This is a genomic window from Albimonas marina (assembly GCF_029223255.1).
GTDB lineage: Bacteria > Pseudomonadota > Alphaproteobacteria > Rhodobacterales > Rhodobacteraceae > Albimonas.
This window is the reverse complement of the sequence record NZ_JARHUC010000002.1, coordinates 832,500-847,010: the sequence shown is the minus strand read 5'-3', so window position 1 is coordinate 847,010 and position 14,511 is coordinate 832,500. Positions and strand designations below refer to the sequence as shown.

The 14,511-nt window shown below is 60.0% G+C and carries 13 protein-coding genes, 1 tRNA gene, 3 pseudogenes and 1 other annotated feature; of the genes and pseudogenes, 13 read left to right on the top strand and 4 right to left on the bottom strand.

Going from position 1 to position 14,511, the window contains the following annotated elements; translation table 11 throughout:
- Positions 1-213: 213 nt before the first annotated feature.
- From P2H44_RS07625 to P2H44_RS07615, 3 genes are all read right to left on the bottom strand, one after another.
- Positions 214-624 (bottom strand): hypothetical protein, encoded by a 411-nt coding sequence (locus P2H44_RS07625; protein WP_275762873.1) that lies wholly within the window; start codon positions 622-624, stop codon positions 214-216.
- A 15-nt stretch (positions 625-639) separates the two neighbouring features.
- On the bottom strand, positions 640-1,764 hold the full coding sequence (locus P2H44_RS07620) for a hypothetical protein (protein WP_275762872.1): 1,125 nt from the start codon (positions 1,762-1,764) through the stop codon (positions 640-642).
- Positions 1,765-2,184: 420 nt separating this feature from the next.
- The gene (locus P2H44_RS07615; RefSeq protein ID WP_275762871.1) at positions 2,185-3,321 is read right to left on the bottom strand and encodes an STING domain-containing protein; all 1,137 of its coding nucleotides are present in this window, start codon (positions 3,319-3,321) and stop codon (positions 2,185-2,187) included.
- A gap of 200 nt (positions 3,322-3,521) precedes the next feature.
- Between P2H44_RS07615 and P2H44_RS07610 the strand changes: the two are divergent.
- The 8 genes and pseudogenes from P2H44_RS07610 to P2H44_RS07575 all read left to right on the top strand — a co-directional run.
- A pseudogene (locus P2H44_RS07610) lies at positions 3,522-3,725 on the top strand (transposase); the annotation flags it as partial.
- Positions 3,726-3,770: 45 nt separating this feature from the next.
- Positions 3,771-4,783, top strand: a pseudogene (locus P2H44_RS07605) (IS3 family transposase); the annotation flags it as partial.
- Positions 4,052-4,168, top strand: a sequence feature (AL1L pseudoknot). (Overlaps the previous pseudogene by 117 nt.)
- The gene (locus P2H44_RS07600) at positions 4,743-6,149 is read left to right on the top strand and encodes an IS30 family transposase (RefSeq protein ID WP_275762870.1); all 1,407 of its coding nucleotides are present in this window, start codon (positions 4,743-4,745) and stop codon (positions 6,147-6,149) included. The pseudogene P2H44_RS07605 and the gene P2H44_RS07600, both read left to right, overlap by 41 nt.
- Before the next feature lie 4 nt (positions 6,150-6,153).
- A pseudogene (locus P2H44_RS07595) lies at positions 6,154-6,456 on the top strand (integrase core domain-containing protein); the annotation flags it as partial.
- Between the two features lie 115 nt (positions 6,457-6,571).
- A complete protein-coding gene (locus P2H44_RS07590) occupies positions 6,572-6,952 on the top strand; it encodes a hypothetical protein (protein ID WP_275762868.1) in 381 nt (126 codons plus the stop codon).
- 861 nt (positions 6,953-7,813) lie between these two features.
- Positions 7,814-7,885 (top strand) — tRNA-Lys (locus P2H44_RS07585).
- Positions 7,886-7,925: 40 nt separating this feature from the next.
- Positions 7,926-8,654: a hypothetical protein gene (locus P2H44_RS07580; RefSeq protein WP_275762867.1), complete on the top strand. Its 729-nt coding sequence runs from the start codon at positions 7,926-7,928 to the stop codon at positions 8,652-8,654.
- A 478-nt stretch (positions 8,655-9,132) separates the two neighbouring features.
- On the top strand, positions 9,133-10,092 hold the full coding sequence (locus P2H44_RS07575) for a COG3904 family protein (RefSeq protein ID WP_275762866.1): 960 nt from the start codon (positions 9,133-9,135) through the stop codon (positions 10,090-10,092).
- Positions 10,093-10,359: 267 nt separating this feature from the next.
- On the opposite strand, the gene P2H44_RS07570 is transcribed toward P2H44_RS07575, so the two are convergent.
- On the bottom strand, positions 10,360-10,791 hold the full coding sequence (locus P2H44_RS07570) for a hypothetical protein (protein ID WP_275762865.1): 432 nt from the start codon (positions 10,789-10,791) through the stop codon (positions 10,360-10,362).
- A gap of 95 nt (positions 10,792-10,886) precedes the next feature.
- Between P2H44_RS07570 and P2H44_RS07565 the strand changes: the two genes are divergently transcribed.
- From P2H44_RS07565 to P2H44_RS07545, 5 genes are all read left to right on the top strand, one after another.
- The gene (locus P2H44_RS07565; protein ID WP_275762864.1) at positions 10,887-11,570 is read left to right on the top strand and encodes a hypothetical protein; all 684 of its coding nucleotides are present in this window, start codon (positions 10,887-10,889) and stop codon (positions 11,568-11,570) included.
- Complete coding sequence (locus tag P2H44_RS07560) at positions 11,567-12,520, top strand: tyrosine-type recombinase/integrase (RefSeq protein WP_275762863.1); 954 nt, start codon at positions 11,567-11,569, stop codon at positions 12,518-12,520. Before P2H44_RS07565 ends, P2H44_RS07560 begins: the two co-directional genes overlap by 4 nt.
- A gap of 339 nt (positions 12,521-12,859) precedes the next feature.
- Complete coding sequence (locus P2H44_RS07555) at positions 12,860-13,441, top strand: tyrosine-type recombinase/integrase (protein WP_275762862.1); 582 nt, start codon at positions 12,860-12,862, stop codon at positions 13,439-13,441.
- Between the two features lie 54 nt (positions 13,442-13,495).
- Positions 13,496-13,885: a DUF3768 domain-containing protein gene (locus P2H44_RS07550; RefSeq protein WP_275762861.1), complete on the top strand. Its 390-nt coding sequence runs from the start codon at positions 13,496-13,498 to the stop codon at positions 13,883-13,885.
- Between the two features lie 18 nt (positions 13,886-13,903).
- Positions 13,904-14,470: a hypothetical protein gene (locus P2H44_RS07545; RefSeq protein ID WP_275762860.1), complete on the top strand. Its 567-nt coding sequence runs from the start codon at positions 13,904-13,906 to the stop codon at positions 14,468-14,470.
- Positions 14,471-14,511 lie beyond the last annotated feature (41 nt).

The window sequence follows — 14,511 nt, the reverse complement described above, 5'->3', positions numbered from 1 at the left end:
TGAAATGCAGACGTCTGGTCCGGGACTACGAGCAGATCACCCGCGTCGCCGAAGCCCTCATCACCGTCGCCGCCATCGCCACCCTCGTCAGGAGGCGCTGAACAGGCTTCTCAAACACGCTCTAAGTGGACGGGTTTAATCAAAGGTGATGAGATATAATCGCGCCGGGAGGCAAGAGTTCAATTAAGAAGAAAGGGGTAAATTGCCATTGAGCTATGGTAGGCTAGCTGGCCGGAGTATGAGTACTGCGTTCCAGTAATCGCCATCCGGATCGAGGAAGATGTTTTCTGTAGTGCGGCCGGCCAGAGCGGCAGATTTGGAACTGATACTGGCGATCCGATCAAATGTGGCTACTGTGTCGTCATGCTTGTCGCTCTTCGTTCCGATGGAGGTAAAAATTAAGCAGTCATCCATCAATCCGCCTGTTGCCATCAGAAATTCAGCAAGCAGAGTTTCGATTTTGTTGTCGGGAAGATTTCCGAGTATGAGGTCAGTTATTTTCTTAGGCTCAGTTTTCGACCGACGAAGAAAAAATCGTGGATCGATCTCTGCGGAGCCTTGCCATGAAAAGTCATCATCGCGCAGTCCGAGCCCACTTTTTCGGTAGGTCCAACCAAAGGCCATTGTTCCTCCTCGCCCTTACAGAGACAACTTCGGTTTGCTGTGCGCGATCAAAAATTCACGCATCTCAAAGTATGCGGCCTCCTCGATGCGCATTGCTGCTGCGAGGACACCTGATTCATCATGTTCCCTATCCGCCTCGTCAAAGGCGCGCCGAGCATGCTTCAACTTTGAACTGTAGTGCCGGTAGCGTACTAGGTCATCTGTCACAGATGTCCCGTCCCGGAAAGCATGGAGCCCCACGATTGTAATCGCAAGCACGCTAGAACCAAGAACTAACGCTTGTGTTATGGGGCTGTGCGGGTCATCCAGGATTTGACAAAGAACCGCCCCAAACTGAAAAAGGACAATCCCTAAGGTCGCAGCATGCTCCACCGCGTTGGCAAACTTTTCTCGTTCAAATAGAGAACCTGTCGCCGAGATGGGTGAGGCGCGTTCTTCAAATTGAATATCGACATAGTCCTCTTGCCAGTCCATCCTAAATTCTCGATAGTATAGCTTAAATTGCTGAAATTTATTTGAATCGACCGATTGAAAATCCTTGACGTTTCGCAGTCGATTCATGTCGGCGATAAATGTTTCGCTGAGGTCTTGGTCGTCCTTAACTTGCTTCGTGTAGGTGTTCCCCGACAGGGTTCGCCTGACGCGCTCGAGCTCTTTCTCGCGAATCTTGTCCCAGGAGACCTTGGTCTGCACTGCGCGCGCGCAGAGTAGGTCAACATGCGATATCATGAATTGGAAATGGAATTGCCGTAGCCTCTCAGCTTGCTGACGTTCTGTGAGCCACTCATCGCGCTTTCTGCTAAGCACAACGCCTCGTCCGAATAGTAGGCCTGAGACGAGCAGAGCTGCAGCTAGGCTGGCGACTGCATTGCTTATTAGGCGGCTCTCTTGCACGAAAACTTTTGTGAGCTCAGATGTGCCGACTAGGGTTACGAGGAGAGATAAAACGATCAGTGCGATGCCGATAAAGCTACTGCTGCGAGATGCTCGCTTCATTCGCTTCGCTTTTTCTTCATGCTCAACAAATGTGGAGCGAAGCTCCGGCCAAATAACTCGATCGGCAATGTCGGGATACTGCGATCGCAGGTATGCCTCATCGCCCTCGTTGCAAAGCAAGTCAAAGTTATACCTTTTGTCCATGGTCCGGAATCCCATACGGATTTCTGATTAATCTGCAATCGGCCGTCGCCTACTCTCCGAGTTTAGAGATGAACCGCTGTGACCGGCAAGGACAAGGAATGGTGGCGCTGGAGCCGACGCCATAGAATTCCCGCAAGGCCATCCTGAGGGCGTTAAGGCAATTCTTGACAAACTCGGCAGTGTTGCATCACCATAATCTCCGGGCGCCCGCTCTGGAAACGGTGCGGGTTCTGGCATCAAATTCGGGAAAGCCTTATCTGGTGATCGCGAGCCAAGCTTCCTTTGGGAGAAGGTGTAGAGACTGAACGGTGCCCACCTACGGCTAAAGCTATGGTGAAGAGACAGTCCGGACCACAAACATCAATCTGGCAGTGAAAACTGTAGTGGTGAAAAGGGGCGGCTAGGCCGCCCCTTGCTCGTTTAGCCAAGCGATTTGTCCACCAGTTTACGAATGTAGCTGGCCGCGTTTGCTTGGGCAACAAAATGAATCCGTGTCCAGGCACCGTCGTTTTGCGCTCGCTCGTTGGCTATATTCCAGTCCAAGATCGCTTTAAACTCTCGCATAAGCCGCCGGATCTGCCTGCGCCGTCCGGCAGGAGCCCCGAACCTATTTTCATTTTCTCTGGCGATCCGCACCCGGGGGACCATTGAAAGTGGATAGACCGTTCTTGGAATATCAATCACGATATCTGGCCGGTCTCGCAGCATCATGCCGCCAAATCCGAACTTATTATATTCTCCTTCCTCCTGCTTTTCCAGAATTGAAGCGGACATTGTGGGTAGTCCTTCACTCTCAAGTGCGAACTCAAGATCGTGTCGAGCATCATCGAAATTGTCGATCTCTACAATATCGGGAATGACTACTACGAGAGCTGTCAGCCGCCCCTCCCACACCGTCGGACTGGCGCCGCCTCTATCCTCGACAACTTTCGTAACCTTCTGCAGGAAACCTGATCCTGATCGACCAAACCGATACAGTGTATTGACATGGTAGCCCGTAGCTATCCCGGCGGGGCCAGCGATATTAACAATCGGTAGTCCCTGGAAATAGGCTGAGAACACACTTTCGCTAAAGCCGGCACCATCTGGGCTCCGGTAGTTGTCGAGCAACCGGTTCCGAAGTTCGACATGGCTCTGCTCAGATGGATCGTACTCATCCTTAAAAGCGAATTGCATTATCGCGCGACTTTGTAGGAGGTAGAATGGAAGGCTATCTCCTGTGACAAGGATATAGGGTTTTCCAAGTGCGTTCACTGCGCCAAGCTCATATATCACACTGGGACTTTCATCGCTTACATCGACGATGACAAGATCGCTGCTTTCTATGTGATTTAAAACGGAGAGGACGATATTGGTTCGATTATCTGCCTCAGGGGCAAAAACACGAATCCCTTCCGGATCGGTCATTTTTCCATCTGCGTAAAGAGCAGCTGCTGCGCCTTCAATGATACTCGCGACACTAACTGTTTTGGTTCTTCTAACATAACGGTAATTATCTCCGGCAAAGTCGCCTTCTGGCACCATCCGGCCGAGAACAAAGACTCTAAGCTCCTGCATCGCGCCACCCCGCAGCCATGTGTTCGGTGATTCGAGTTGTTCACATTGATGAATCGCTGGTATCGTGCGCGATTAGGAGCCTCAAAAACAGTGTCTTTTGACTCTTTGTGAGCGTCTGGTGCTGTGATCCCCGAGACTTGGACCGCTCGAAGCTGGAATCCCGGGTATCCTTTCCCCGGCCGGCGAAGGAGCGGAGATCCATGAAGGCGAGCAATTTTTCGGACGCGCAGAAGGCGTTCATCCTTAATCAGGCCGAGGAGGGCGTTCCGATCGGCGACGTCTGCCGGAAGGCCGGGATCAGCCAGGCCACGTTCTACGCCTGGCGGAAGAAGTACGCGGGCCTGCTGCCGAGCGAGATGCGCCGGCTGAAGGCGCTCGAAGACGAGAATGCGCGGCTGAGCCGCTCCGGGTCTGCCGGAGGCTCCCACTCCTGAGTAGGATGGAGCCCCATGAGCAAGACGACGAACAAGTTCTCCCCTGAGGTCCGCGATCGCGCGGTTCGCTTGGTGCTGGACAGCGAAGCGGAGCGCGGCTCCCGCTGGGCTGCGATCGTGTCGATCGCGCCGAAGATCGGCTGCGCGGCGCAGACGCTGAACGAATGGGTGAAGCGGGCGGAGATCGACGGCGGCCGCCGGGCGGGCGTTCCCGCCGAGATGGCGGAGAAGATGAAGGCGCTGGAGCGGGAGAACCGCGAGCTGCGCCAGGCGAACGAGATCCTTCGCAAGGCCAGCGCGTATTTCGCCCAGGCGGAGCTCGACCGCCGGTCGAAGACATGATCGCCTTCATCGACGATCAGCGGGGGGAGCATGGGGTCGAGCCGATCTGCCGGGTCCTGCCGATCGCCCCTTCCACCTACTACGATCACCTGGCCAAACGGGCGGAGCCGTCCCGCAGGTCCGATCGGGCGCGGCGTGACGATGCCCTGCGCCCGGAGATCCGGCGCGTCTTCGATGAGAACTTCGGCGTCTACGGCGTGCGCAAGATCTGGCGTCAGATGCGCCGCGAAGGCTTCGACGTCGCCCGATGCACGGTGGCGCGGCTGATGAAGGACCTGGGTCTCAAGGGCGTGATCCGAGGGAAGCCGCTCAGGACCACGGTCCAGGACAAGGCCGCCCCATGCCCGCTGGACCGGGTGAACCGGCGGTTCCGGGTTCCGGCCCCGAACATGCTGTGGGTCAGCGACTTCACATACGTCGCGACCTGGCAGGGCTTCGTACACGTCGCCTTCGTGATCGACGCCTTCGCACGACCGATCGTGGGGTGGCGCGTCAGCCGCACGGCGCACGCGGGCTTCGTGCTGGATGCCCTGGAACAGGCCGTCCATCAGCGGCGGCCCGGCGCAGGGCTGGTCCACCACTCGGACCGGGGCTCGCAAGGCGGCCTCAACCGGTCGTCGCAACGTCCTGCTGATGGAGGTTGCGATGGCGACGAGGAAGAGGCGCTCGGACAAATCGGGGCGAGCGAAGCTATGCTCCCCCGGCCGCCCCGATGCGGCGCGGCGCGAAGCTTTGGCGGCGTTCTGGGCGGCCATCGCAACAGGCGTCTCCACTGAGGCCGCGGCGGCGGCAGCGGGCGTGTCGTCCGCAGTCGGCGCCCGATGGTTCCGGAGGGCCGGCGGCATGGCGCCGACGCATCTGGCGGTTTCGGCGCCGCGGCCGACGGGTCGACACCTGTCCTTCGCCGAGCGCGAGGAGATCGCGCTGGGACGCGCGATGGGTCTGGGCGTGCGCGACATCGCAAGGCGGCTGGGTCGGGCGCCTTCGACGATTTCGCGGGAGATCCGGCGCAATGCGGCGACACGCAGCGGCGGCCTGGAATACAGGGCGAGCGCCGCGCAATGGCATGCCGACCGCTCCGCTCGGCGGCCCAAGGCAGCGAAGCTGGCGACGAACGTGGCTCTGCGCGCCTATGTCGAGGATCGCCTCGCCGGCAGGATCTCGGCGCCGGGCGGACCCGCGCTCGACGGGCCGGCGACATCATGGAAGGGGCGTCGTCATGGCCGACGGCAGCCGAGGAGATGGGCGCGAGCATGGAGCCCCGAGCAGATCTCGCACAGGCTGCGCCACGACTTTCCCGAGGATCCATCGATGCGCATCTCGCACGAGGCCATCTATCAGGCGCTCTACGTTCAGTCCCGCGGGGGCCTGCGTCGCGAGCTCACGGCGTGCCTGCGGACGGGCCGGGCTCTGCGCGTTCCGCGGTCGCGGCTGGCCGGCCGTGGCAAGTCCTTCGTCACCTCAGAGATCATGATCAGCGAACGGCCGGCGGAGGCGGAGGATCGGGCCGTCCCCGGCCATTGGGAGGGCGACCTGATCATCGGCCTTCACCGGTCGGCGATCGGGACGCTGGTCGAGCGCACGACCCGCTTCACGCTGCTGCTGCACCTGCCGCCGATGGAGGGACATGGCGAGAGGCCGCGGGCGAAGAACGGGCCGGCGACCGCCGGTCATGGCGCGGAGGCGGTTCGAGACGCCATCGCGCGCGCCATCGTCATGCTTCCGCAGCAGCTCCGCCGATCGCTGGCCTGGGATCAGGGCGCGGAGATGGCGCGGCACGCCGAGCTGAAGATCCTGGCTGGCCTGCCGATCTACTTCTGCGATCCTCACAGCCCATGGCAGCGCGGTACGAACGAGAACACCAACGGCCTGCTGCGCCAGTACTTTCCGAAGGGCACGGACCTCTCCGCTCATGGGCCCGAAGAACTCGAGGCGGTCGCTGCCGCGCTCAACTCGCGGCCGCGCGAAACGCTGGACTGGCGGACGCCGGCCGAGGCGCTGGACGAGGCGTTGAGAAAGCTCGAAACTGGCGGTGTTGCGACGACCGGTTGAGGCCGCCCAATATCCGTCCATTCGCTACACCGAGCGCCTGGCGGAAGCGGGCATCGAGCCTTCGGTCGGCAGCATCGGAGACAGCTATGACAACGCCCTGGCCGAGACGATCAACGGCCTGTTCAAAGCGGAGGTCATCCACCGACGCGGGCCATGGTGCAGCTTCGAGGCGGTGGAGTTCGCCACCCTCGAATGGGTCGACTGGTTCAACAACCGCCGCCTGCTGCAGCCTATCGGCAATGTGCCGCCAGCAGAGGCCGAAGACGCATTCCACGCTGCGCTGGAAACGCGCGATGTGGCCGCGTAGCTAACGAACATCGGCCTCCGGCAGACCCGGAGCGGTTCAGCTCAAGGCGATCGTCGCCGAGGTCCGGCGCGATTTCATCTACACCCCCGACGGCTGGCGCGACCGTTGGCAGGTGATGCGCAAGCAGCGGGACGGCCGGCTCTACGGCGACTGCGAGGACTTCAGCCTGACCGTCCTGTCGCGGTTCTACGGCGGCACGGGGGCGATGCTGCGCCGGCTGCTGTTCTCCCGCGAGGTCGACGTCTGGCACGTCGAGACGCCGGAGGGCGGCCACGCGGTCGCCGAGATCGAGGTCGGTGGCGAGCGGCTGATGTTCGACAATCGCGACTCGAACGTCCGGCATGCGGCCAGCTACCAGCTGACCCACTCCCGCTGGGCGTTCCGCTACAAGGCCGGTCCGATGCGGGTGCTGTCGCGGATGTTCGGGCCGTGGTTCTGGGGTGCCTGGCTGCTCGCGGCGGTCGGGCTTGGTTTGGGCCTCTCCACGGTCGTCTGAGGGCCGGCCGCAGCGGACATGCGAAGGCCCGCGCCTCGGAGGCACGGGCCAGTTGCACCAGGGCTAACTCACCTGCCTATTTGCAAGCGTAGAGCACATGCTTGGAGATGCAGTACTGATCTGCGCAACGATGACTGATCCGCTGCGGAGTCTTTCCATGGATGGAGCACGCGCGACGGGCCTCTGCATCTGCTACGCTAAAGTCACTTCCGGTGAGCTGCACAATGGCCTTGTCGCTTTCAAGGTCTGCAGTCACGGCGCTGGACGCGCAGCCTGCGATACTTGACGTAGCGACGCATACAAAACCGACCAATGCGATGCGGGTGACGATGCTCTTCGGAATCATTTGTTTCCCCTCCATTTCATGTCGCGTATGAAAGTCACGCCCTGTTCACGTAGTCAACCGTAGCGAGTGTGGCGCACGCCATTTGTAGTTCGACGCGACCGGGCTCGCGTTCAGCGTCGAGAGCCGGCTGGGTGCTACGCCAGATGCGCGTGAAGGCAGAGGTGGCGAAGCGGCTGCCGTAGCGTTGACGGCGCAGATGTCGGCCACATCCGAAGGCACGCGCCGGGGTGGCGCGGGCCTTTCGTCGTTCTGGCTAGCCCTTCTCGGACCTTCCTGGCTGGCGCCGCATGAGCCGCGCCCGCGGACAGTCGTGCGGGGAGTTGCCGTTCGCTGCGCCTTGGATGAGCGGCAGCAAAGTGCAGTGGCACGCCGCATCAAATCCGTCCCCCCCTTCCATCCTGAGGGCAGGGTCGCTCGCGGCTTTGTGGCATATCCGTCACGTGGGTCGAGCATTATCCTCTACTGCCGAGCTCCAGTTCTTGATCGACGATTTGTCGAGCCTTATGCACACTGTGCGGCAGTAGCCTTAATATGGCAGAGGCGCTGACTTTTGGTCAGAGGTCCCGGTTCGATTCCGGGCTGTCGAGAGTCGGGCTGATGCCCCACTCTCGACAGCCCGGATTTATAATGGACCAATCCGCGAAACTAGCAATTTACCAAGCTCAAGTGCAGAATGCGCGCTCACTGAAGACAGCGCTGCGGCAAGTGCACAGATGTGTAAACGATGCCCTCCGCTCAAACGATCAAGCGCGTATTTCGGCATTCACTAAGACCTATGCGCTTCTCTTTTGCTCTTGGGCTGAGGCCAACTTCTCCAAGATAATTCATACGCCTTATGGCTTTGAGATCGATGAGATTGAGCAGATTCAAAGAGCAAAAAAGAAGGGAATTGCTGCCGCTTGGAAGAAGGCTGTCGATCTTGGCTTGCGTCACCTAGACGCAAAAAGAGGAAGCTTTCAGCCGAACACTAAGAAGAAGCTATACGATATCATAGACCTGCACGTGTTTGACCCGAGTCTATTCAGGAATAAGCTTGCTCATGGCCAATGGAGCGTAGCTCTAAATCAACAGAATGATGCTATTGAAGCGGAGCGCACGTCGCAGATAGCGGCTATGGATGTTGTCCAAATCAGTTCATGGATCCGCGGACACGATCTATTGGCCGAGGCAATAGAGGCGCTTATCGAGTCCCCACGGAAGGCGTTTATGCGCGATTGGCATCAGTATGTCGTGAAATTAGAAGAAAACATCCGTGCTGTTGAGCGGAGGACATTGCAGCAGCACGTTCAGAATTTGTTAAATAAAGACGCCCGAACAGGTGCACGAGCCAAACGACATAACACAGGTCATTCTTAATGCGGGTTTCTGCGCACCCCGGACCTGCAATGGGATTAAGGTTTGCGGTAGGTTTCGTGGTGCTCATGAGAGTACGGGAACGGCAGACTTGGGGCGCGAAGCGGACGCACGCTTTGAGATGGCAATTTGACTGCTCAGGGCGAATGCCGTTGAAGAACCCGGCATTGAAGTAACCGCCGCGGCCTGATTCAGTTCTCCCTGAGGCGAGGGAGGGCACACAACCTGCGCCCCTAACTTTGGGGCGCACAAGGATTAAATTTTCTGAATAATGCGAGCTGGATGCATGAGCATCAACGAACCATGGCATCTTTACTAGCTCCGCATTCTCGGCATTTGATGGGCTGGGTCGGACCCGATGAAGGGGGCTGCTGTGTACAAGCCTTGTGTCCGGCGAGGAGCTTCAAGGCTGAAAGCGGCAGACAAGGCAACTGTCACCTGGACGCAGCAATAGGCGTGCTCAAAATAGAGAACAGAATCAATGAAGTTTATTCCAGAATCGCTACTCGCATTTATATTTGTTATATCAAGTGTCGAAGGTGCAATTGCGACTTCGTGGCCGATAGCTATTGAGCGCGTTGGCCGTCTGGCGGACAAATACTATGAAGCCGCGAAAGAGCGGACCGGCTGGATCAGTGGAGGCACAGCCCTAAATAACGCGGACATAAGGATGCATCGCTGCGCCATAGTCGGCCGAATGCTGGGGTTGAAAGGCCGGGTAAGCGTCTTCGAGCCGCCCTATCCGACAATAAGTAGTGCAAGCGACGATGAGCTATGGTGGTCGGCGGTGTCATTGCAAAACTGGATTACCACCGCCAATCAGATGCGGGCAACACTGCCGGACGCGAAAAGGGCGATATGGAATTTAGAGTGCGCAATTGAACCGGGACTTCAAGATACTTATTTTATAGATAAAAATAGAGACGATAAATCGTCAATCTACAAAATATCCGACGATGGAGAGACGCTGTATGTGATAGGAGACATAGAGAATGGTTTTTTTGAGAAATTTAGGAATGCAGTAGAGGAAAACAAGGAGCTTAATCAAATTGCTTTGGGCTCTGCTGGGGGATCTGTGCTCGATGCTCTGCGGGCAGGAATGCTAATTCGCGAAAGAGGGTTTGAAACAACAATATATGCCAATTGTTACTCCGCCTGCCCGCTCGTTTTCATGGGTGGCGTCGCGAGGACGGTTTGGGATTCTCAGGCAGAATTAGGATTCCATCAAATATCCTTGGCCGATGGAAGCGCGGTCCCATTGTCCGACGAGTTATATGTCGAGCTAGCCAAATATATGTCATCCATGGGGGTGGAGTACAAAGAGGTAATATTTTGGATGTGGGAGGCTAGCCCGGATGAAATGAAGGTGTTTAGGGGCGATCACGAGCTCTGTGATACGCATGTCGCGACCTTTGTTTACCACGGGTGCGTTAGTCGTTGACCGTGCTAACCTGGCGGTTTCTCGGTCATAGAAGGTCGTTTTGAAAGACACGCGTCGCGCGATGGCAGTGCTACGAGCTTTCTGAGCATTGATCTTAAAAAATGAGTGAAATAGTCACAGGGTTCCGGCACTCAAATTGCACACGGCTGTGAAAACCGCCGCTCGTCGCAGAAAGTCAATTGCGAATTTGGGCTTCAGGCCGACCCTCTCTACATCATTGGTGCACCAAATTCGTGCGTTTGTCCTGCCTGCGGAAGCGAACGACTACTACTTCTGTAGCTGATCCATGAACTTCCGAAGCTGATCATAGGCGGACTCCAAGCGTATCAGATTTTCTTCGCCGCACAGCACGCGAAAATCTCCGTCCTCAATGATTGGGTTTCTGTCCGAAAAGCTGTCGTGCCATGTGGAGTCGGTCGTGACCAACGGTCGGCGCAGGCCGTCTTCGAACTGGTCGGGCGTGGCGTCGGCGATCAGGCCGTCGCGTTCCAGCCAGGCATGAGAGCCTCCCTCTCGCCTGCCCGAGACGTAAGCGAAGGTTCCCAAGCCGGCGTCCTTCAGGTGCGCGGCGAGAAGCTCTGCAACGTCGCCGCAGCAGCCGCGAGGAAATGTCTGGAAGAAGTCGCCGAGGTCGGCATGGACTTCGTCCATCGCGGCCCTGAACCTGGCCACCTCGCGTTCGATCGCTTCCCTGCACATGTCGGAACTGTAGCATCCTTGGGAGGACACAGCGCCATCTGCTCAACGCGACAAAATACTATCTGATAATGTCCTTTATATGATATTATTTGCGAATGGAACGAACGCTTGCCATTGTCGGCATCGCCGCCGACGTCTTTTCGATCCTGACCGATATCGCGACGGCTGGCGCCGCGATCATCGTCGCGTGGATCGCCTATCGTGGCTTGGGCGCGTGGCGAGACGAGATGCGCGGTCGCCGCAAGGCAGAACTCGCTGAGGAAGTCCTGGCGGCCTTCTACGAGACTCGGGACGTCTTTCATTGGGTGCGCAACCCGGGCGGCTTCGGAGGCGAAGCCGATGCACGGCCGCGGGAGGAGGGGGAGGAAGAAGACCTCGCACGTCAGCTCGACGCCTACTTCGTTCCGCTCGCGCGGTTGCAAGATAATCGCGCGCTGCTGTCGGGCCTCCACGCCAAGAGATATCGGTTTCGCGCGCTTTTCGGCGCGGACGCCGACAACCCTTTCCAAACGTTCCGTGACGTTGAGGCCGAAATCGTCTCAGCGGCTAACGTGCTGGCCCGATTGGCCCAGAACGAAGCACGTCGTGCCAGGGGAGCAGTGCCCGCCCGCGCGTTGCGTGAGGAGGTTGTCCGTGAAGAAGACCACCGCCGACAAGTACGCGAAGCGCGCATCTGGGATGCGGGCGAGCCGGACGACGACATCAACCGACGTCTTGATGCTGCCGTGGCCGACATGGAAGAGATGTGTCGTCCCGCGATCGAGGCGAGGGCGAAATGACGGAGCTGATCCTGCTTTCCGACCGCTCGCCTGCTCTGGTCGCCGCCGCCGGTCCGACGGCCGAGCAGCGCTTCCTGGACTTCTTCACGGTCACGATTCGCAACCCCAACACCCGCAAGGCCTATGCGCGCGCTGCGGCCGAGTTCTGCGGCTTTCTGGAGGCTGGCGGCGTCGTCTCTCTACGCGAGGTGCAGCCGGTTCATGTGGCGGCCTGGATGGAGGCCCTCGGGCGATCTCATGCGCCGGCGACGGCGAAGCAGCGTCTGGCGGCCGTACGGATGCTCTTCGACTGGCTGGTGGTGGGGCAGGTAGTGCCGGTCAACCCGGCCGCCTCCGTGCGCGGGCCGAAGCATGTCGTGAAGCGCGGCAAGACGCCGGTGCTGGAGCGCGCGGACGCGCGGCTGCTGCTGGAGAGCATCGACGCCACGACGCTCGTCGGGTTGCGGGACCGGGCCTTCATCGGGCTGCTGATCTACAGCTTCGCCCGTGTCGGCGCGGCGGTGGCGATGCAAGTGCGCGACTTCCACCCGGTCGGGCGGCGGTGGTGGGTGCGGCTGCACGAGAAGGGCGGCAAGCACCACGAGCTGCCGGCGCACCACAACCTCGAAGCCTGGCTGCACGGATACGTCGAGGTGGCCGGGATCGCGGATGAGCCCCGCACGCCGTTGTTCCGCGCGGCGGTCGGGCGGACAGGGCGGCTCTCGGACCGCCCGCTGCTGGCGCGCAATGCGCTCGACCTGGTGCGGCGGCGGGCGAAGGACGCCGGGATCGGACAGGCGATCTGCAACCACACCTTCCGGGCCACCGGCATCACCGCCTATCTCGCCAACGGCGGAACCCTGGAGATGGCCCAGGCCATCGCCGCCCACGAAAGCCCGCGGACGACGAAGCTCTACGACCGCACCGGGGATGAGGTCACGCTCGATGAGGTCGAGCGGATCATCCTCTAACGCGCTGTCCCGATTTTAGGATGGGGTTTCTGGCGCGGTCAAAAACGACCATTTCTGGAACGTGCTCGGAAGCGGCCGTTGGCGGTTCGGCAGCTTTGGTCCGCGGAGCCGAACTTGGGACCGAGCGCAACGAACGGCACCTACCCCGCCTCGCTTCCCGAGGGCGCCAGATCGTCACGTCTATAAAAGGTGCACCAATCTCTCAAAATGACAATGAAGGGCCGCGCTTATCATTAGATTATTTCAGGCAAGAAATCATAATATTGACTAATCGCTTGCTTTTTAGTATTGTGTAGCGACAGCCTGGCTGAAACTTCACAAAAATCGAAAGCCACTTCAATGCAAGGACAACCCGCGAAGGTTCTCCGAAAGGAGGATGTGCGCGCGGCGTTGCGCGTCGCGCGCAAGCGACGACACGCCGTGCGAGATGAAGCCATGGTCCTGCTCAGCGTTCATGCCGGCCTGAGGGCTTGCGAGATCGCATCGCTGACCTGGCGCATGGTGCTGTCGCCGACCGGCAAGGTCGGGGACGCGCTCGAACTGCCGCCCTCGGCGGCCAAAATGGGCAGCGGCCGGCGCGTGCCGCTGCACCGAGAGCTCAAACGCGCCCTCGTCGACCTCCACGCGGAGCAGGGCAAGCCCAGACACGGGCCGGTCATCGCGTCGGAGCGCGGCGACGCCATGACCCCCAAGTCGGTCGTGAACTGGTTCCGCCGCCTCTATGACGACGCCGGGCTGACCGGCTGCTCCTCGCACTCGGGCCGGCGAACCTTCGTCACGCGAGCGGCGCGCACCGTGCACCGAGCCGGCGGCTCCCTGCGCGACGTGCAGGAGCTGGCAGGGCACCGCTCCATCAAGACGACCGAGGGCTACATCGAGGGCGACCGCGACGCTCAGCGCCGCCTCATTCAGCTCCTCTGACCCAGGCCATCCGGCCACCCCACCCATCAGCATCAACACGAAAGGACCGCAGCCATGTCGGCAGCGAAGGGACCCCATTTGCCAGATCTGGAACAAAACAAGAATATCGAGAGCGAGGACGCGAAGCGCTTGCGTGTGCGCGAACTGAACGACGCCCTCCGCAAGCGCTGCGTCGGCGGCCAGGTTCTCGCCACCCGCGGCATCGGCATGCTGCCGGCCCCTCTGGTCGCGCGCATCTTTGAGGCCGTCGGCGCGTTCAACGACTTCACCGAAGACAACGACCCCTGGGGCGAGCACGACTGCGCCGCCATCGAGGTCGACGGCATCCGGGTGATCTGGAAGATTGATTACTATGATCGGACCATGACCGCCGGCTCCCCCGATCCGTCGGATCCCCTTCTCACCCTCCGCGTGCTGACCGTGATGCGCGCGGAGGAATATTGACCGGCTGCGGGGCCCAGGATGGTCCCGCCCCTACGCCCACTCCAGCAAGGGCGGCTCGATGGGCTGTGCGGCGTCTACGCCATCGTCAACGCGGTGCGCCTGATCGTAGACGGGCGGTCCCGCATGACGCTTCCGGCGAGCCAAGACCTGTTCGGCACGCTCATCGACATCCTGGCCGACGACGGCAAACTGCAGAAGGCGATGACCGATGGAGTTCCGCCGAAGAGGTTGCGCAAGCTGGCGGCGGCGGCTTGCGAGTGGGTCGACTCCGAGCTGGGTCTTTCCATCTCGACCGACCGCCCGTTCGCCGGCAACCGGTCTCTGCTCTTTGCGGAGGCCGCCGCAACGATGCGGTCCGAGCTCGCTGGAGAACAGGGGCACGCCGCTTACATCATCGGCACCGTCGAGCACTGGACGGTGATCCGGTCGGTCAGCGCCTGTCAGATCCGGCTGTTCGACAGCGCCGGCATGGGCCATTGGACCGTGGCGCGGTGTCGGTTCCGCAGCGAGCCCGCCCGCCCGTATCCCACGGAACATGCCATTGAGAAGAAGGCGGTCCTGCGGGTGACGCGACAGATGACATAGCTTGCCCGCCGCGAAGAGAACTCGCGGCGGGCGAAACGCGT

Excerpts from the sequence above, each read along its gene's own strand:
- P2H44_RS07625 (WP_275762873.1), bottom strand. The coding sequence starts at position 624 with ATGGCCTTTGGTTGGACCTACCGAAAAAGTGGGCTCGGACTGCGCGAT.
- P2H44_RS07620 (WP_275762872.1), bottom strand. The coding sequence starts at position 1,764 with ATGGACAAAAGGTATAACTTTGACTTGCTTTGCAACGAGGGCGATGAG.
- P2H44_RS07615 (WP_275762871.1), bottom strand. The coding sequence starts at position 3,321 with ATGCAGGAGCTTAGAGTCTTTGTTCTCGGCCGGATGGTGCCAGAAGGC.
- P2H44_RS07600 (WP_275762870.1), top strand. The coding sequence starts at position 4,743 with ATGGCGACGAGGAAGAGGCGCTCGGACAAATCGGGGCGAGCGAAGCTA.
- P2H44_RS07590 (WP_275762868.1), top strand. The coding sequence starts at position 6,572 with ATGCGCAAGCAGCGGGACGGCCGGCTCTACGGCGACTGCGAGGACTTC.
- P2H44_RS07580 (WP_275762867.1), top strand. The coding sequence starts at position 7,926 with ATGGACCAATCCGCGAAACTAGCAATTTACCAAGCTCAAGTGCAGAAT.
- P2H44_RS07575 (WP_275762866.1), top strand. The coding sequence starts at position 9,133 with ATGAAGTTTATTCCAGAATCGCTACTCGCATTTATATTTGTTATATCA.
- P2H44_RS07570 (WP_275762865.1), bottom strand. The coding sequence starts at position 10,791 with ATGTGCAGGGAAGCGATCGAACGCGAGGTGGCCAGGTTCAGGGCCGCG.
- P2H44_RS07565 (WP_275762864.1), top strand. The coding sequence starts at position 10,887 with ATGGAACGAACGCTTGCCATTGTCGGCATCGCCGCCGACGTCTTTTCG.
- P2H44_RS07560 (WP_275762863.1), top strand. The coding sequence starts at position 11,567 with ATGACGGAGCTGATCCTGCTTTCCGACCGCTCGCCTGCTCTGGTCGCC.
- P2H44_RS07555 (WP_275762862.1), top strand. The coding sequence starts at position 12,860 with ATGCAAGGACAACCCGCGAAGGTTCTCCGAAAGGAGGATGTGCGCGCG.
- P2H44_RS07550 (WP_275762861.1), top strand. The coding sequence starts at position 13,496 with ATGTCGGCAGCGAAGGGACCCCATTTGCCAGATCTGGAACAAAACAAG.
- P2H44_RS07545 (WP_275762860.1), top strand. The coding sequence starts at position 13,904 with ATGGTCCCGCCCCTACGCCCACTCCAGCAAGGGCGGCTCGATGGGCTG.